Consider the following 19,009-nt stretch of genomic DNA (forward strand, 5'->3'; position numbering starts at 1 on the left):
CTGCCTGCCAGGAGGTATTATATGAATAAAGCTAATTTTTTAGGCGAAGACGCGGTCTCTTCGCTTTTGTGGAAATTTTCCCTGCCAGCTGTGACTGGGATGCTTGTCGGGGCTCTTTATAACGTCATCGATAGTATTTTTGTGGGCCGCGGCGTCAATGAACTGGCTTTAACAGCCGTCACCGTGGCCTTCCCCATCATGACAATTCTCATGGCTGTTGGCATGCTGGTTGGCGTCGGCGCCGCCACCTTAGTCTCCTTATATTTAGGACAGAAGAAGCAAGATCTTGCCGAACAGACACTCGGCAATGCTGTAACCATGATGATTTTCTTTGTCTTTATTACCACAAGCCTCGCCCTCTACTTTCTTGATCCTTTATTAATCAACGTTCTGGGAGTAACCCCAGAGGTACTGCCTTATGCTCAGGACTTCACATCAGTCATTCTACTCGGCAGTGTCTTCTTTCATGTCGGCTTTGGCTTAAACAACGTGATTCGCGCCCAGGGCGATCCGCGTACAGCTCTGGCAACGCAAGTCATCGCCGCAATCATCAATGGAATTCTCAATTATATTTTCATCTTTCATCTGAATATGGGAATCAAAGGCTCTGCTTTTGCAACGATTTGCGCTCAGGCCTTTGCAGCAGTCTGGGTTATGACCTATTTTATTCGCGGCAAGGGCTTACTTAAGCTTCATATGCGCGATCTAAGGATCAAACAAAAAATCCTGTTAAGCATTACAAAACTCGGTCTAGCGCCATTTTCCATGCAGATCGGCGCCAGCGCCGTTATGGTTGTTCTCAATCTGCAAATTCAGGCTTATGGCGGCGTTCTTGCCGTCGCAGCCTTTGGGATCGTCAACCGGATTCTCATGCTTGTCATGATGCCAGTAATCGGCATCAGCCAAGGCAGCCAGCCGATTCTCGGCTATAATTACGGCGCCAAACAATATGACCGTGTCCTGGAAACTCTGTCTAAAGCCATCTTGATCTCCACGCTGATTTGCCTCGTCGGCTTTGCGGTGGTAGAATGCTTCCCCGAAAAAATCATCGCCGTCTTTAATGAAGAGCCGCAATTAATCGCCCTTGGCAGTACGGGCCTGCAAGTTTTTCTTTGTCTAATGCCGATTATCGGTTTTCAAATCATTGGCGCGAATTATTTTCAGGCGATTGGTAAAGCCTATTATTCCATTTTATTTAATACGCTGCGCCAAATCATTGTACTGATCCCCCTCGTATTCCTGTTCTCCCATCTTTGGGGTCTTACTGGGATCTGGGCCGCCGGACCCGTTTCTGATTTAGCGTCAGCCCTGGTAACCGCTTTTTGCCTTCGCAAAGATATTAAACGCTTAAAGAGCAAAATCGCCAAGCCAGCTATGTAAGAGAACGAGACAAGTAGCAATGCTTTTGCTATAATATGATTGAATCTTTTGCTGCCAGTAGCAGCTATCAGCCTTCCTATTACAAACTGGGAAGGCTTCTTTATAGACTTTTTAGCAGGAAGGAAGGCGAAGCTTATCTTCATTCACATCATTCTACTTGTCAGCCTTGCGGGAATGATCTACATCTATCCGTTTGACAGCTATTTTCGCTTCACCTCAAGTGTAGCCATCTTATCGTCTCTCCTGCTTTATTTTCGCCATTTGCCTGTATTAAGAATTACAACAATATGCGGCTTGGTTATTTTTCTCTTTCGTTCCGCCTCTCTCTACTGTTTCGGCGGTGAAGAACTTTGGTCCGTAATCCTCCACAACTTCCCCTCTTTTTTATATTATCTTACCTTCGGACTCTTATTTACCTTATTAAAAATTCGCGATTACTTGGAAAATGTACCAGCCCTCTTGTTACTGCTAAGCATAACCGACATAGCCAGCAATTGCGTGGAACTGATTTCGCGTCAGGAGCTCTACGGTCGCAATGCGGAATCCATCCTAGCCAGTGTTATTGGCATTGCCATACTTCGAGCGATTATTGCCGTCTATGGCTACTATGCGTTTCGTAACTACCGCTCCTTTCTACTTGCCGAAGATCAGGCGATCCGCTACGCTGCTCTGACCCTGATGATTGCCAAACTGAAGTCAGAACTGTTTTTTCTGCAAAAATCCTCCCAAGATATTGAACTTGTCATGCAAAAGGGACATACTCTCTATAAGAAGCTTTCCGCCAAAGACCCCGCATCGCTGACGGACCCCGCTTCCCCGGCAGCCCAAGCTCTGGCGATCGCCCGAGATATCCATGAAGTAAAAAAAGACTATTACCGAGTTACTCAAGGGATCGAAAGTATTTTAGAACATTCCCCTGGCGAACCGGGTATGTGGCTATCAGAAATCTTTCAACTCATGGAGCAAAATACGAAACGCTTTGTATTAGCCTTGCCCAAAAAAATTCATATTACCTTTATTAACCACTATGATTTAATTACCGACAAACATTTTACTCTTGTATCCATTCTTGATAATCTAATCATGAACGCCATCGATGCCGTAGGTTCTGACGGCGTCATTATGATTACTGGCGACCGCCGCGGCGAAAGACTCATTCTTACCGTAAGCGATAACGGCCAGGGAATTAAAGCAAGCGATCTTGAGCTCATTTTCGCCCCAGGCTACTCAACTAAATTTTCGGAACAGACGGGACAGTTATCAACAGGTCTTGGCCTATCCCATGTTACTAATCTTACAGAACATCTTGGCGGCAGCATCAAAGTAGCTTCCGAACCAGGCAAAACACTATTCACCGTTCAGCTCCCCCTTGCCGCCCTAGCTCAGGCAAATGATCTAGAAAACATCTGACAACTGCAGACAAGACTTTCATAAAGGTGGTTTTCTCGATGCGTTTTATAATTGTTGATGATGATATGAGTTTACGGAAAATATTTTGCAATATTGTGGAAAAGTATAAGCTTGGAACAGTCATTGCCGAATATGGCGATGGTCTCGAAGCAGAAAAAGCCATTTTAGATTACTCGCCAGATCTAGCCTTAGTCGATTTATTATTGCCCGGGCAAGACGGTGTTCAGCTCATTCAAAACCTACGCAGTAAAGGAAGCAGCGCTTCTTTTATTATGATTTCCCAAAGCTCCAGCCAACCGATGATTACGCAAGCCTACCAAAGCGGCATTGACTTTTATATTCACAAACCGCTCAATGTGCTGGAAGTCGTATCAGTCATTCAAAAAGTGGAAGAAAGCCGCCGACTGCGTACCGTCATGTCATTGATTTCAGAAACAACCGCCAAATTCAACAAAGGCCCGGAAAAAAAACCGGAGCAAGATCAGGGCGACAAACGCTCGCGTATCTACCGCATTTTTTCCGATCTGGGAATCCTTGGCGAAAGCGGCGCCGAAACGCTCTATCAGATGGTTTTACTCATTTACGATCGCTTAGAGGCTGGCGACGGTCAAACCTATCAGCTTCATGAAATCTTCGAAAAACTTTCGCCACTGTTAGGGCAAGATGTAAAAACGCTGCAACAGCGCGTTAGACGAACCATTGCAAAAGCCTTTCGCAATATTGCCAGTACCGGCATTGAAGATTACCACAATGATAAATTCCAGCTTTATAGCGGTACACTCTTCGAATTTAAGGAAGTACGTCAAGAAATGGCCTTCATTCAAGGTAAGAGTTCTTACCGCGGTAAACTAAATATCAAAAAATTCGCTGAAAGTCTACTGTTTCTCTCAAATGAATAATTATAAATAATTGGCTTAATCCTTTAATCCAACTCCCAGGTGTTTCACGAGAAACCTGGGAGTTTTTCTCTCATTTTGATAAAAATACAAAAATACGGCTTTGTATTTTGTATACTGTTACTACGGCAAAAAACTTTCTGTATGTTTCTGTAGTTTGCTGTAGCAGTGTACTTACAATGAAATTGAAATTAGCGGCAAAGCAACCGAGTTTCCAGTAGATTTCTATAATTTTTTTCGCCGCTAAATTTATAAATATAACAGAAAAGAGGGATTTTATGAGCACGCAAGCTGCTGCGGGCAAACCGAAAAAAGGGATCGGTTTGACAACGCAAATCTTCATCGGACTTGTATTAGGTATTATTTTCGGCTATGCGTTCCCAGACTATGGAACACAATTAAAACCGGTTGGCGACATGTTCATTCGTATGATTAAAATGATCGTCGTGCCTCTCGTATTCAGTTCACTGATTATGGGTATTGCCGGAACAGGCGATTTTAAACAGTTAGGCCGCCTTGGCGCCAAAGCAATTATCTGGTTTGAAATTGCTACCACCTTAGCCCTCTGTGTCGGTCTATTTGTAGTAAATGTATTCCAGCCTGGCGTTGGCGTCCAGGTAGCAGCAGGTGATACGGCTTCCGTAGCTGCCGCTGCCAAAAAATCCATCAGCATGATTGATATGATCGTTAACATTGTTCCGACTAATATTGTTGACGCTATGGGTCGCGGCGATATGCTGCAAATCATTTTCTTCTCTACCTTCTTCGGCGTAGCCGCTGCCGCTATGGGCAAAACAGGCGAACCTGTTGTAAAACTGGCAGTCAGCGTAGCGGAAATCATGTTCAAATTCACTTGGTATGTTATGAAACTTGCTCCGATCGGCGTATTTGCTTTGATTTCCTTCACGGTCGGCAAATTCGGTCTTGGTATGTTGATTCCTCTGGCCAAACTGATCGGCTCACTCTACTTCGCTTTGGTGCTGTTCATCTTCTTGGTACTCTTAGGCGCTTCGCTAGTAATTCGTGTAAACTTCTTCCACTTGCTCCGCGCTATTAAAGAACCAATTTTGATCGCTTTCTCAACAGCTTCCAGCGAAGCGGCTCTGCCTTTAGCGATGGAAAAACTCGAAAAGTTCGGTATCCCCAAACACATTGTTACTTTCGTATTGCCTACAGGCTATACTTTTAACCTAGACGGATCGACGCTCTACAGCGCTCTCGCTGTTGTGTTTATCGCTCAGGTTTATGGTGTTCCTTTTGATCTGTCCCATCAGATCATTATGCTGATTACACTTATGCTTTCCACGAAAGGCATTGCCGCCGTACCAGGCGCTTCGCTAATCGTTATTGCCGGAACGGCCGCCGCTTTTGGTTTACCCGTAGAGGGCATTGGCATTATCCTTGGCGTAGACCGCATATTGGATATGGCTCGTACGGCTTGTAACCTCATCGGAAACTGTGTAGCAACAGTTGTCGTTGCTCGTTGGGAAAAAGAACTTCCCAATGATAAGTTGGAAATTGCCTACTCTCAGAGTTATGACGATTAATTAATCCTATACTGTAAACGACCGTATAAAATACCCCTATTTATGATATGTTTTCATAAATAGGGGTATCTTTCTGTAATAGGATCAAAAATCTAGTCAGGTTGCGGCAATACAAGGTATCTTTTTACTTCTGTCTTATTCTAATAACACTCTGGGCGCCGATCAGCAAAAACAGAAATCTTCCCGCGCACCTCGGCTACCACAGCCAAATCAATATCAGCTAGTAGGATTTCTTCCTGGTCTTCCGTTCCTTCGGCAATGACCTCGCCCCAAGGATTCACCACAAGAGAATGACCATAAAACTGATTGCTCGCATCTTTACCAATGCGATTTACAGCAACCACATACATTTGATTTTCAATCGCTCTAGCAATAAGTAAAGACCGCCAATGAAGCCCGCGAACAGTTGGCCATTCGGCAGGAATAAATAAGATTTGACAGCCCTTCAACGCTAAAGATCGCGCCAGTTCGGTAAATCGCAGATCATAACAAATCATCGTTGCGGCCTGAGTATCATTTGGCTTTAGCGAAAACAAACATTGCTGGTCACCTGGCGTTAAATATTTTTCTTCCTCCATCAAGCGGACAAGGTGAATCTTCCGGTATTTAGCTACCACCTCACCAGCAGAAGTAATCGTATAAGCCGTATTATAAATATTCCCCTGATCGAATTCGGGAATTGATCCGCCGATAATTTGCACTTTATGACGCTGAGCAAAGCGCTGCAGCAATCGCAGCGTCGGAGAGTCGACTTCACGCTCAGCTAAAGGCGCGATCGTCTCAAGACAATAGCCTGTAGTCCACAATTCCGGTAGCACAATAAGCTCTGCGCCGCGCCAAACCGCTTCCGCCATCATGGCCTCAGCCTTAGCATGATTGGCCGCTACATCACCAAGAGCAATGTCCATTTGTAACAAAGCAGCCTTCATCATTTTCCTCCTGCTAATTCGTCAAAAGCCCGCTGCGCCCAAGCCGAATCCTGTAATAGCGCCCGACCTACACCGATCAAATCGGCTTTGCCTGCGGCAAGCAACGCTTCTGCCTGTTGAACCTGGGTAACCCCGCCAGTTAAAATCACGGGAATCGAGACTGCCTCTTTTACCGCGCTGCTCAACTTTGCAAAATAACCAGCTTCGCTGCGGCCTGGAATCACATAGCCGCAAAAGCCGCCGGAAATATCGAGAATATCAATGCCAGCCTTAGCAAATTCAGCCGCTGCCTGCCGACTATCCTCTGCCGTTGTTCCTCCTGGCGTAAAATCACCAGCCCCTAGTCGCAGCAAAACAGGAAAAGTTGGACCGACAGCTTCTCGCACCGCCGCAATCACTTCTAAATGAAACCGAATCCGATTTAAGAGAGATCCGCCATATTCATCACAACGCTGATTAGTCAGCGGTGAAAAAAACTGATTTAATAAATAACCATGAGCCGAATGAATTTCTACGCCATCAAAACCAGCCGCTTTCACCCGCACTGCCGCTGCCGCAAAGGCGTCAACAAGCTCTTTTATTTCTGATTTCGTCAACGCCTCAGGTAAACTGCCTTTGCGAGGATTTTTCACGGCGGAAGCGCTTTTCGGCGTAGCGCCTATGACCGTTTCATCAGTAGCGCTGCCAGCATGATTCAGCTGCATGACAGCTTTTACACCATTTTGATGAATGACATCAGCTAATTGACGTAGTCCCGGAATCATCGAGTCATCATGCACCGACAACTGCTTTAAACTTGCCTTGCCCTTAGGATCAATAAAGCTGTGCTCAATAATAATTAAAGATAAATGACCGCCTGCCGATTTCTCACGATAATACGCTAGAACGGCCTCACTGACAGAACCGTCGTCTTCTGCCTTGGCAGTAGCCATTGGCGGCATAATCAGGCGGTTTTTTAGAGGCAACAAACCTTCTGTCAAGGGAGTTAATACATGAGACATGGAAAGACCTCCTTTATCATGTTCAAAGTTTCCAAGTTAAAATTCCCGTTAAAACCAGCTTTATTTTTTGCTATTGCCGGGAAATAACTCTCTTTTCATCATACATGATAGGGAGAATTTTACAAGCAGGCACTTTTTCCATACTTTCAGGTTTTTTATAATGAATCGTCTTATTATCATGGACCACTTTATTATTTCGGTAGTTTTTCTTTGCCCTGACGATAAAAATCAGCCATCACGTTCTCAGGCACCATACTACCGCCAGTAGCCCAAACAACATGAGTTTCCTGACCCATTTTATCACTAAGGCCCTGTTTCCTTACATACTCTTGGCCTGCGCTTTCCCGGTTAAACGCGGCAGGACCGCCAAAACCAGCTAGTGCGGACGGTTCAGCATAAATCCCCTCTTGATCAGCCAGGATTGCTAAAAGTTCGTAAAGACGATCATCCTCGATGGTAAAGACGCCGCTAATATCCTTTGCTAAAAAGCGGCCCACAAAGCCAGATGGCCGTCCTACTGCCAGACCATCGGCCGCTGTCAGATTATCAATGCCAAACTCTTGGACCGATATGGCTTCATGTTTGCCAGTCATCAAACCTAAGAGCATGGCTGGCGAATGAGTCGGCTCGGCAAAAAAACAGTGAGCCGCGTCACCAAATACAGTTTTAAGACCAAAAGTGACGCCGCCAGGACCACCGCCGACACCGCAAGGAAGATAGACAAAGAGCGGATGATCCGCATCAACAAGGATTCCTTGCTCGTCAAGCTGCCGCTTGAGCCGTTTCGCTGCTACAGCATAGCCGAGAAACAGATTCTTGGAATTTTCATCGTCCACAAAATAACTTTTCGGATCTTGGGCCGATTGCTCGCGGCCTGCCGCTACGGCCTTACCATAATCGGCCTGATGCTCTACAACGGTAACGCCTTTTTGCCGCAATAAGTCTTTTTTCCATTGCTTCGCGTCTGCTGACATATGGACAGTGACCTGAAAACCTAAAGCAGCGCTCATAATCCCAATACTAAGACCGAGATTCCCTGTAGAACCAACCACAATGGAGTGAGATGAAAAAAGTTGTTTGCAAGCATCATCAGCTAACAGCGCATAATCGCTTGCTTCTGTCAGAATGCCCGCTGCTTTAGCAATGTCTTCTGCGACTTTCAATACTTCATAAATTCCGCCGCGCGCCTTAATCGACCCGGAAATCGGCAGGTCATTATCACACTTTAAATAAAGTTCCCCGTCAATCGCGGCATCGTACATCGCCGCTAGGGCTTGCTTCATCTGAGGAATCTTCTTTAACGGAGATTCAATGATTCCCTTCCTTGCACTCGTTTCAGGAAAAACCTTAGTAATATAGGGAGCAAACCGCGCCAATCTTGCTTCGGCATCGTCAATATCAGCTTCACCGAGTTCTCGTGACGCTTTTTCTCCGCCAGCTACGGCCAACGGATTCATCCAAAATACTTCTTTCGTTTGTAACATCTCGGTCAGTAAGGGATACTCCGTCTGCCACTGAGTCACTGTTTTACCAGCAATTTTCTGTTCCATCATAGCTTCTCACACCTTCTCTCAAAATATATCAATCTATATTCTCGTTAAAACCGCGCTTTCGAATTTCCTCTGGCATCTACAGTGATTCGGCCAGTTACCCGGCCCTGCTGATGCAGAACGAGAAAATTTGTCATATTCGCCGCTGAACAGGAATGATTAGGGATTACCGTTAACTTCTGTCCAACCTGCACTGTTGTTGCGCCAAGAACCTTAATTTTCCCCACTTCTTCCGATAAGCTCTCAAGTACAAGTTCCGGATGCCCTTGAATCAGTCCATAGCCGGAAACAAGCGATACGCTATGAGCGCCTTTATCAAGACCGAAACATTTGCTGCCTGCATCAATCAAGAGCATATCTTCTTGCGGCTGCGCTATGACAGTAGCCAAAACCGTCAAGGCGCAGTCTGCTTCGGTAGCAACGCCAAGCGATACTTGGATAGCGTCATTATAAACGTAATTACCTGGTCGCAGCGCTGTAATAAACGCCTGGCGACTGACCAAAGCGGCTGTGGGCGTACTGCCTGTAGCAATCATTTCACAGGGGTAGCCTGCCGACGCAAGCAGCTTGGCCGCTGCTTGTAAAGCCGCCGCCTCTTCTGCCGCCACAGTTTTGACTCCCTCGTAAGAACTCTGTCCATAGACATGGCCCGGATGAGTGGCAATCCCGCGAAAACGAAGCTGCGTAAGCGCCGCCAAAGATTTGACCAAGGAAACCGTCGCTTGGGGCGCCACCCCAAAGCGATGTAAGCCAGAATCTACAATTATTAAATAGTCTACTTTGACAGACGCTTTAACCAGATAAGCTTGCAGTTGTTCTGCCGCTGCCAAGCCATCGAGACTGATCAAAACCCTCGCCTGCCGGGCCAAAGCGGCTACTCTGGCAAGATTGGCCTGACCCGCTACGGGATAAGCCAGCATAATCCGTTCCACCCCCTGACTTACCAGAAGTTCCGCTTCATCAAGCGTTCCTGTCAGAAAGCCGGCTACGCCTGCTTTTACCTGTAGTTTAGCTACTTCACTGCTTTTATGGGTCTTAACCATCGGCCACAGTTCTTTCCCTTGCTCACTGCATATCTGAGCCATAGCCGCAATATTATTTGCTAAAATATTTTGTTCCACTAAAATGCTGGGAGTAACTAGTTCTTCTATCTGCATCGTTGTCTTCTCCTTTATTGTATCACTGGCTCCGGCCGACGATCTGTCCGGCTTGAACGAGTTGCTGCCCTCGCAGCAAAGCGGTCTGTCCATTTACAAATACAGCATGAATCCCCTGAGAATACTGCTTAGGCTCTTGATAAGTAGCTTGATCGGCAATCGTTGCCGGATCAAACACAACTAAATCGGCAAAGTAGCCAGTTTGAATCAAGCCGCGTTCTTTTAGACCCAGTCGCTTGGCTGGCAGCCCAGTCATCTTTTGAATCGCCTGTTCCCAAGTTAATAATTTTTTCTCGCGTACATACCGACAAAGAAAACACGTAGGCGTACCAAAAGCGCGCGGATGAGGCTTACCAAAAGCTAACAAGCCTTCTGCCGTGAGACTCATCGCGTCTGAACCGATCATAGCTTCATCTTGCTTGAGGAAAGTCATAACATCGTCTTCCGCCATCGCAAAATAATTCATCTGAACCCGGCCTTTTTCAGCAATCAGTAAATCAAAAACGACGCTATAAGGATCCGTGCCTTGTTGCTTTGCTATTTCTGTAATAAACTGTCCTTCCAGTACTTTATTTTTCTCAGATTTTACTGAGGAAACATAAAACTTACTCCAACCACCGGCTGACTTAACAAAATTTTGCCAGTTAGGTAACCCTTGCTCAATTTCCGTCTGAACTTGCCGCCGAATCGCTTTATCGCCCAGCCGCTCGATCATCTTCTCGACACCGCCCTCAAAAATCCAGGGAGGCAGACAAGCCGATAGAGAAGTAAGACCAGCCTGATAAGGATACACGTCATAAGTCACTGCAATTCCCCGGCTTCGCGCCTGGGCCAGTTTCTCAAGCACAAGATCCGTCTTGCCAAGCATATTCTGACTGAGAAGCTTCATGTGCGATAAGTGGACGGGCACCTCTGCCATTTCGCCAATGGTAAGCGCTTCATCAATCGCGCCTAAAATCCCATCGCTTTCGGTACGAATATGAGTCGCGTAAAAACCGCCATAGGACTTGATTTTTTTACAAAGCGAGGCAATCTCGTCTGCCGAGGAATATTCACCAGGCAAATAAACTAGACCGCTGCTTAACCCAAGCGCCCCTTCGGCCATAGCTGTTTCGGTAAGCTTTTCCATCTTGTATAACTGCTCTGTCGTTGGCTCGCCGCGGGAAAATCCCATTGCCGCAATCCGAATAACGCCTTGTCCGACTAAGGGCGCCAAATTCACAGCTGGCTTGTGGTCATTGAAATAGGCGAGATATTCAGCAAAACTTTGCCAAGGAAGTTCTATTTTTACGGGGATCGATCCAATCAGTCTTGTTCCTAAATAATCAATCAGTAAGTGCCGGTTTGCTTCATCAATCGGCGCTACGCCAATCCCGCAGTTACCAATCACTTCTGTCGTCACACCACTACACAATTTACTGTTCGCTCTCTCGTCATAATAAAAAGAAAGATCCGAATGAGTATGCATATCAATAAATCCCGGTGCTACCATCATTCCTGAAGCATCAAAGATTTCACGACTATCCATTGCACTCAAATCGCCTAAAGCAACAATCCGGCCATCTTTTATGCCGAGATCGCCTTCATAGGCAGCTAAACCGCTGCCGTCGACAATGGTTCCCTTGACAATTTTAAAATCTAACATTTTTTTCCCTCCAAATGTAGAATTTATTTTTTTCAGTCTGCTATAATAGGATCAGCATCATAAATGAAAGGTCATTTACACAGAGAAACTTTACTGTAGAATTGCCGACGATGGAGGAAGACTGCATGAGCCATACAAATGAAAATCAAAATCTTGGTGCTCGTATTGCCCAGGTTCGCTTAAGTCAAGAGATGAAATTACGGGAGCTTGCCGAAAAAATTCAATTATCGCCGTCGATGGTCAGTCAGATTGAAAAGGGCCATGTAAATCCCTCGCTCAATACCCTGCGATCTATTGCTACCGCCTTAGGAGTTCCCTTGTTTACATTCTTTTTAGAAGAACTTTCAGCGACCAATCTTGTGGTTCGTGCCGGAACAGGTAGAAAAATTAAACAGCCTCAATCAAATCTGGAATATACACTGCTCAGCCCCGACCTTAGCGGTTCCATCGAAATGGCCGTTATGAAGCTTGAACCCCATTCCGTCTCCTTTCAAGAGCTCCTATCTCATACCGGGGAAGAAATGGCCTACGTAGAATCTGGTGAATGTCTCCTCCACTTAGGAAACCAAATCATTACACTGCAAACAGGAGACAGTGTACGAATCCCGCCAGGTATACAGCATAAATGGGAAAATCAAAGTGATGCCGAAACCGCCATTATCTTTGCCATCACCCCGCCCACTTTTTAGCAGGTAACCTTCGAAATCACTCCATTAATTATTTATAAATAAATTAACTATAATTGAATCATATCATTCTCCTTAATGAAATTCAATCAAAAATCGATCTTAATAAAACTCTACTTTCAACGATGATCTTTAATAAGCAAAAAGCCCGGAAGTTTCTCCTTTATTAGAGAAACTTCCGGGCTTTGTCTTTCGTGCAACTAACCAATCGCGTCACAGGTCTAAAGAGTCTTACTTTTCGTTCATACTGCTTTAGGTGAAATCAAATACGGTAATACCATGATCAGTTATCTTTTGTTTAAGCAGAGCAATTTTTTCTTCGGAAGGCGCCGTAAAATCTTCACTTTGATTGCCAATCGCTTGATATTTATTTTGACCAAGATTATGATACGTCAACAGTTCGACGCCCTTAACCTTTGTTTCGGCCTGTAAAAACTCACAAAGAGCTTCCATGTTTTCTTCACTACTATTTACTTCTTCCATCAGCGGAACTCGAACAACCACTTCCTGATTCAATTTAGAAATGGCAGCGATATTCGCTAAAATCCGTTCATTTTCTGTTCCAGTCCAGTTCTGATGCTGCTGCGAATTTACTACTTTAAGATCGATAAAAATAAAGTCTAAAGCTTCAATAATATCCTTGACCGGTTCGAGTTCAAAAAAACCGGAAGTTTCTACAGCCGTATCAATTCCTTGGCGCTTACAAGCGAAAACAAGTTCGCGCAAAAACTCTGGCTGCATAAAGGGTTCACCACCAGAAAAGGTCACTCCGCCGCCTGATTCCCGGTAAAAGACAGCATCTCTGGCAAGACGGCGCACTAGTTCGGCAGCTGAAACCGTTTCTCCGAGCAGCTTTCTCGCTCCCGTCGGACAGACAGAAGCACATTTCCCACAACCGTTGCATTTCGTTCGATCAAACTGAATCTTGCCATCGGCTTGGAAGATCGCCTGCTGCGGACATACATTCATACAGCGGCCGCAGTGAACGCATTTATCGGCAAAAAACCAGATATCCTTATCGCGTTGCCACGATTCAGGGTTCGCACACCAGCGACAGCGGAGCGGACAGCCTTTAAAAAAGACTGTCGTCCGAATGCCGTCACCATCATGGACGGACCACCGCTGTACTTGAAAAATAGTTCCTTCTTTAGAGGGTTTCATAGGTCGTTCTTTCAATAATCGCGTCTTGCGCTTCCCGGGACAAGTTTACAAACTGCGTGCTGTAACCAGCAACACGAACAAGCAGGTCTTTATATTCTTCTGGCTTCTCTTGCGCTTTGCGCAGCGTTTCTGTCGAAATAACATTGAATTGTACGTGGAAGGCGCCAAGGGCAAAGTACGCGCGAATGAGCGAGGCAAGGTTTTTCAGACTGCGGTCAGATGCTAGCAGTTCCGGTGCGAATTTAACATTCAGCAAAGTACCGCCAGAATGAATATCATGGTTGATTTTTGCGGCGGAACGCATTGCCGCCGTAGGGCTTGTCAAATCCGTACCAGCATGGGGCGAAACACCTTCTGTTAAAGGACTCTTCGCTCTGCGGCCATCAGGCGTTGCACCAATTACGCTGCCTGCCGGGATATAGTTGGAAATACCCATAAAGGCTGAGTTAAAGGGAGAGCCGAAGAAATCGTTATAATCATGAACAATTTTATGATAAAAATCAGTAATTTCTACAGCAATCGAATCGACATAAGGATCATCATTGCCATATTTCGGGCAAGCCAGCGCTGCCTGACGCAGTTCTTCATAGCCTTCCCAATTGGCGGCTAGAGCGGCCTTAAAATCGCTCAGCGTATAACGCTGTTCTTCAAAGACGAGCTTTTTCATCGCTGCCAATGAGTTGGCCGAATCAGCTACGCCAATACCCGTTAAGACTGGGCCTACATTATATTTAGCGCCGCCCTTGCTAAGGTCTTTTCCTTTTTCCATGCAGCCGTCAACAAGCAGTGACAAATAAGGACGCGGTACAATTTCTGAATGAATCTGCTGTGCCGTAAGCGTAGCAATTACGCCATGCTTCACAAGATTCTCTAATTGACGGAAGAAGGCAGCTTTTACTGCTTCATAGCTTACGAGCTCGCCATTTTCGGTCAGACCGATTTCCTGGCCAGTTACTCGGCTTACGCCGTCACTTAATACATATTCAATCGCTGCAGCAAAGTTAATGTTTACTGCGGAAGTCCATTCGCCGATTTTCCGGAAATGAGGTACGACGCAGCCGCAGTTGCTCCAATCGCGAGCGTCTTCCGGTGACAATCCAGCAGCAATAAGCATAGCCGAACCGACACGGTCATTATGAACCGCTGGGAAGCCAGTACCCACACGAATCAGCTTGCAGACAGCGAGCAAAAATTCATCAGGACTGTCAGGATGAATCCGCACACTGAGACCAGGCTGATGGGTTTTTACATTTTCCGTAGCCTGAAGGCACATATAGGAAAGTTCGTTCGTAGCATCTTGACCGTCGCGCGTTCTGCCACCAAGCGTCAAGTTTTGGAAAGAATTATAGCCTGCAAAAAATTGGGCTGTATTACTTGAAATCGCCCAAACCCATTCTGATAATTTAATCCATAAAGCTTCAATTAGTTCCTGAGCTTTTTCCTTGGTAATGCGACCTGCTTCAATATCTGCCGCATAGTAAGGATACATATACTGATCGAAACGACCGATATTTAAGGCCAGGGAATTTTCCGATAAGATGGAGCCAAGCTGAGTAAACCAAACAGTCTGAATCGCTTCATAGAAAGTTTCTGGCGGGTTCATCGGCGCTTTGCTACAAACTGCTGCGATTTCCAAGAGTTCCGCTTTGCGCTCTGCCGAAGTTTCTTTTGCAGCAAGATCAGCCGCCATTTTGGCATAGCGTGACGCGAGAACGCCGATCCCTTCAGCTACAAGTGCTGCCGAGCGATAAAAGTCGATTTTATCCATATTTTCAATGGAAGTTGGCTCTAATTGCGCTAAGTGGGCCAAAGCTTCTTGTTGCAAGCCGCTAAAGCCTTTCTTGAAAACAATATCTTGGTAATCAGCCGTTACTTCGCCAACAGCGCTGCGCCATTTGGAATCATTATCGACAATACCAGTATCAACAACCACTTTCGCTGTGTCCTTATTAAGACGAGCCAGGAAAGTTTCTTCAAGAGATTTTCCTTTCCAATAAGGAAATACTTCTTTGCGCAGAATCTGCTTGGAAATATCGTCAATTTGATAAGGGTCTTGCGTTCTTGTTTCAAAAGAATCCATTTCGCGATCGACCCACTGCCAGGAATATTCTGGGCAGACAATGCCGCTACGACGGAATTCCCCAATCGCGCCGACTAAAACTTCTTCCTCAAAAATTGTCACAGGAATCGTATGGCACACATCAAAAAAAGCTTTAGCCCGACGAACAATGACCGATTCGCCTTCACTCGCCTGATGGGATTTAGTAAACTCCACGGCTCGCTTTACACTGATTGACGGTTTTGATTCAATGTAAGAGTGTTTAAAACGTTCAATTCTTTCTGTTGACATCTTTTTTCCCCCTTAGGCGTTGTGTGTATGAAGTAAATATTCTACAAGCCGTTCACTGGCTGCCGCCATATGCCGCCTCAGCCACTGCTGCGCCAGAGCTATATCCCCTTTGCGACAAGCAGCAAGCAATTCTTGATGTTCCGCTTGCGAACAGGTTTGATAATGAAGCGTAAATAAATAGAGTCGCATATACCGTTCCACATTATTGTGCATTTGGCGAATCAGTTCCAAAAGCTTGGGCCGTTTTGTTTGACGATAGAGAACTTCATGAAACTGCCAGTTGAGTTCGCCCCATTTGGCTCCAGCGCCCTCTTCATTGGCAGCTGCCAAGATTTCTGCCGCTGCTGTAAAATCTGCTTCCGTCATATTCGGAATAGCTAACTCCAAGGCTCCCAATTCGAGAAATAGACGAATATCAAAAATTTCCTGGGCTTCTTCGACTGATAGTTCTGTCACCATGGCGCCGCGATTCGGGTAAAATTTTACAAGACCTTCGGCTTCTAAGCCCTTCAGAGCTTCCCGCAAAGCACTAATACTTACGCCGTATTTAACAGCAAGCTCTTCCTGCTTTAACTGCGTTCCCTCCTTAATTTCGCCGGAAAGAATCGATTCCCGAATCAGTCCTACAAGCATAGTTGGCAGGGATCGTTGTGAATGGGTAATTTGACTTGCTAAATTATATCTTTTCATAGTTTCACTATAACATAAAATCTTGCCGCAATATATTCGTTTTTCGAATGTATACAGTATTCATAGATAAATATAAAAAGCTACTTGGTTCACCGCCATCATAACTTCTCTTTTCTTAGGTAGAAAAGAGAAAACCGTCCTTGCTTCACTGCTGATAAAAGTGAAAGCAAAAACGGCTTTTCGATGAGCTAAACCAAAAGTCACCGGCGAATATAATAGCCTGGATAGTAACCGTGATAATACCCTGGATAAGTGTAATAGTAATGTGGATAGTAGTAACCAGGACCGCCAATTAAATAACCTAAGCCAAGTCCCAAAGCCAGCCCGCCGCCAAAGCCATAGTGGCCGTGATAACGACGCCAGCGATCACAATAGGGGCAGCTCAGATCCATAGGTATTCAACCTCCTTTCTTCGCTTACTTTATTTTATGTAGCCTAAAAAGCAATTGCCTGCCTTGAAAAAAAATAAAAAAAAGCGACAAAACTGCCGCTTCTTTTCGTAAGATTTTCTATTTTGTCATTCACTTTATACTTTAAATTTACTAGCTGCCTCCTTTAGGTTTTGCGCCGTATTGGCTAAAATCTGACTTGCTGAAGCGATTTCCTCAATGGACGCTGATTGTTCCTCCGTTGCCGCTGATACAATCTGACTTTCACTGACCGCTTTATTACTTAACAATTCCACATCCTTGACTGATGTAACAATTTGCTGCCCTTTGGCGGCATTTTCAGCAATAATCACGGAAACTTGCTTCACCTGATCAGCTACAGTAGCAACAAAGGTTTCAATTTCACTAAAGACCTGACCCGCTTGATTTACGACAACAGCCCCTGATCTTACTTGTTCCGTTCCCTGGGCCATAGCGGCTACAGCCTGTTCCGTATCTATTTGAACAAAACGAATCAAATCGGCAATTTTTTTCGCCGATTCCTGCGATTGTTCAGCAAGCTTGCGCACTTCTTCCGCAACAACAGCAAATCCCTTTCCTTGCTCGCCAGCCCGGGCTGCTTCAATCGCAGCATTTAAAGCAAGCAAATTCGTCTGATTGGAAATACTCGAAATTACATCAACAATCTGGCCGATTTCCTTAGACCGCTCGCCTAGCTTTTCTACTATTTGCGCCGAAGAGTTAACTGTATCTGATACTTCATTGATTTGCTGTACAGCCTGAGAAACAGCTTGACGACCTTTCGCTGTCTTATCTAAAGCCTGTGATGACTTTTCCGCCACAGCTTCCGCACTAAGCGCTGCTGTTTGCAGTTCTTGCGCCATTTGACCACTCAACGTCATTGACGTATTCACTGCCTGCAATTGATTTGTGGCGCCGTCTGCTACTGTCGTAATCGAGCCAGCAATTTGACTGGAAGCCTGAGCCGACTGTTCCGCATTTTGCGTCAGTTCGCCTGACGAGACTGCCACTTGTTCTGTCATTGCTGAAATATGTTGAATCAGTTGACGAAGATTTCCTGTCATTGTTACAAAGGACTGACTGAGTCGACCAATTTCATCATCACTTCTAGTAGTTATCGTACAAGCTCGTAAATCGCCGTCCGCCACCTGCTGAGCAACTAAGGCCATTGCTTGAATAGGAGCTGCGATTTTCTTGGCATAGCGGCTAATTAATAAAATAGCTAAAAATAAAATTACAGCTGTTGTCAGTAGCGAAATCATAGTTAAAGAAGCTGCGCCGCTCGTCATTTCAGCAACAGGAGCATGAAGGCTTAACGCCCAAGAAGTTCCTGGTACAGGCGCATACGCAATAAAACTATCAATCCCATTTTCTTTGACTCGTACAATTCCTTTTTCGCCAGCGACAATCTTACGATTCGTCTCTTTCTCCTGCTCTGATACAGTCTCTTTCGTTAAAATGTTTTCTTTCATCGCCACTTGCGGGTCTGCATGGGCAATCGTAAGACCATCAGACTGCGTCAACACAGCATAGCCTGTTTTCCCTGTTTTCATTGCTAGTACTCTTTGCGTCAAGTCCTGCATATTGATACTGCCGTAAAGCACGCCAATGATTTGCCCATTCACTTTCACCGGTACAGCTACTGCTGTCAGAAGACCGCCGCCTGACTTCGGTATTAAAGGATCAGAAACTGCTATATTCCCCTGAATAGCCGCTTTAAAATAAGGCCGATCGCCTAAATTTACTGATGTTCCCAACGTATTAACCGAAGACCCATTGGGATAAATAAATCCGAGAATCCCATAGGCCGGATTTGCTTTCATCACCGCACGCAAAAAAGGCTGAATTTCTTCGGCTTTCCCTCCCTGAATCACTGGCGCCGCCGCTAAAAAATTAATTTCCGCTTTTCTCGCATTGAGCCAGCTTCCAACATCTTCCGCTGACGTTATAGCCTGTTCACTCATATTATTTTTCGCATTATCAGTAATCACATCTAAAGCCCGCCAATAATTTAAACCGCCAAGTAGGAGTAAGGAACTCAAACAAATTGCTGCCATAATAACCACTAATTTAGTACGTATACTTTTCAATACTTTCACCGCCCTTATCTTTATCTTATATATAGAATACTTTTAAATAGTGTCGCTAAGTAAGTACTTCCCTGTTAATTTTTATGTATCATTTAAACCTTATCAGC

Annotated in this window: 15 protein-coding genes; 5 read left to right on the forward strand and 10 right to left on the reverse strand. The window is 45.3% G+C overall.

All coding sequences use genetic code 11. The features are described from left to right. Nucleotides 1–21: 21 nt before the first annotated feature. The 4 genes from AC0NJP_RS14445 (at nt 22) to AC0NJP_RS14460 (ending at nt 5,233) form a co-directional block, all read left to right on the forward strand. Nucleotides 22–1,380 carry an MATE family efflux transporter gene (locus AC0NJP_RS14445; RefSeq protein ID WP_474700269.1) on the forward strand — a complete coding sequence of 453 codons (1,359 nt, stop codon included), beginning with the start codon at nt 22–24 and terminating at the stop codon, nt 1,378–1,380. Nucleotides 1,381–1,554: 174 nt separating this feature from the next. Then, nucleotides 1,555–2,790 carry an ATP-binding protein gene (locus AC0NJP_RS14450; protein WP_474700270.1) on the forward strand — a complete coding sequence of 412 codons (1,236 nt, stop codon included), beginning with the start codon at nt 1,555–1,557 and terminating at the stop codon, nt 2,788–2,790. 38 nt (nt 2,791–2,828) lie between these two features. Continuing rightward, a complete protein-coding gene (locus tag AC0NJP_RS14455; protein ID WP_474700271.1) occupies nt 2,829–3,689 on the forward strand; it encodes a response regulator in 861 nt (286 codons plus the stop codon). A gap of 275 nt (nt 3,690–3,964) precedes the next feature. Further along, the gene (locus AC0NJP_RS14460; RefSeq protein WP_474700272.1) at nt 3,965–5,233 is read left to right on the forward strand and encodes a dicarboxylate/amino acid:cation symporter; all 1,269 of its coding nucleotides are present in this window, start codon (nt 3,965–3,967) and stop codon (nt 5,231–5,233) included. 140 nt (nt 5,234–5,373) lie between these two features. On the opposite strand, the gene AC0NJP_RS14465 is transcribed toward AC0NJP_RS14460, so the two are convergent. From AC0NJP_RS14465 to AC0NJP_RS14485, 5 genes are all read right to left on the reverse strand, one after another. After that, the gene (locus tag AC0NJP_RS14465; protein ID WP_474700273.1) at nt 5,374–6,165 is read right to left on the reverse strand and encodes a carbon-nitrogen family hydrolase; all 792 of its coding nucleotides are present in this window, start codon (nt 6,163–6,165) and stop codon (nt 5,374–5,376) included. Beyond that, entirely contained in the window at nt 6,162–7,163 is a 1,002-nt protein-coding gene (locus AC0NJP_RS14470) for an NADH:flavin oxidoreductase (protein ID WP_474700274.1), read from the reverse strand. The genes AC0NJP_RS14465 and AC0NJP_RS14470 overlap by 4 nt, the downstream gene beginning before the upstream one ends. A 191-nt stretch (nt 7,164–7,354) precedes the next feature. Then, nucleotides 7,355–8,716 (reverse strand): D-serine ammonia-lyase, encoded by a 1,362-nt coding sequence (locus tag AC0NJP_RS14475; RefSeq protein WP_474700275.1) that lies wholly within the window; start codon nt 8,714–8,716, stop codon nt 7,355–7,357. A gap of 44 nt (nt 8,717–8,760) precedes the next feature. Beyond that, entirely contained in the window at nt 8,761–9,870 is a 1,110-nt protein-coding gene (locus AC0NJP_RS14480) for an alanine racemase (protein ID WP_474700276.1), read from the reverse strand. Nucleotides 9,871–9,892: 22 nt separating this feature from the next. Beyond that, complete coding sequence (locus AC0NJP_RS14485; protein ID WP_474700277.1) at nt 9,893–11,515, reverse strand: N-acyl-D-amino-acid deacylase family protein; 1,623 nt, start codon at nt 11,513–11,515, stop codon at nt 9,893–9,895. Nucleotides 11,516–11,640: 125 nt separating this feature from the next. Between AC0NJP_RS14485 and AC0NJP_RS14490 the strand changes: the two genes are divergently transcribed. Continuing rightward, a complete protein-coding gene (locus AC0NJP_RS14490; protein ID WP_474040968.1) occupies nt 11,641–12,204 on the forward strand; it encodes a helix-turn-helix domain-containing protein in 564 nt (187 codons plus the stop codon). Between the two features lie 249 nt (nt 12,205–12,453). Here AC0NJP_RS14490 and AC0NJP_RS14495 read toward each other — a convergent pair whose 3' ends face one another. From AC0NJP_RS14495 to AC0NJP_RS14515, 5 genes are all read right to left on the reverse strand, one after another. Next, a complete protein-coding gene (locus tag AC0NJP_RS14495; RefSeq protein WP_474700278.1) occupies nt 12,454–13,362 on the reverse strand; it encodes a glycyl-radical enzyme activating protein in 909 nt (302 codons plus the stop codon). Beyond that, a complete protein-coding gene (locus tag AC0NJP_RS14500) occupies nt 13,349–15,712 on the reverse strand; it encodes a glycyl radical protein (RefSeq protein ID WP_474700279.1) in 2,364 nt (787 codons plus the stop codon). Before AC0NJP_RS14500 ends, AC0NJP_RS14495 begins: the two co-directional genes overlap by 14 nt. A gap of 12 nt (nt 15,713–15,724) precedes the next feature. Next, nucleotides 15,725–16,402, reverse strand: coding sequence for a GntR family transcriptional regulator (locus AC0NJP_RS14505; protein ID WP_474040965.1), 678 nt, complete (start codon nt 16,400–16,402; stop codon nt 15,725–15,727). A gap of 200 nt (nt 16,403–16,602) precedes the next feature. After that, a complete protein-coding gene (locus AC0NJP_RS14510) occupies nt 16,603–16,794 on the reverse strand; it encodes a hypothetical protein (RefSeq protein WP_474700280.1) in 192 nt (63 codons plus the stop codon). 134 nt (nt 16,795–16,928) lie between these two features. Continuing rightward, the gene (locus AC0NJP_RS14515; RefSeq protein ID WP_474700281.1) at nt 16,929–18,902 is read right to left on the reverse strand and encodes a methyl-accepting chemotaxis protein; all 1,974 of its coding nucleotides are present in this window, start codon (nt 18,900–18,902) and stop codon (nt 16,929–16,931) included. Nucleotides 18,903–19,009: the final 107 nt, after the last annotated feature.

This window comes from Pelorhabdus sp. sgz311002 (assembly GCF_056134285.1).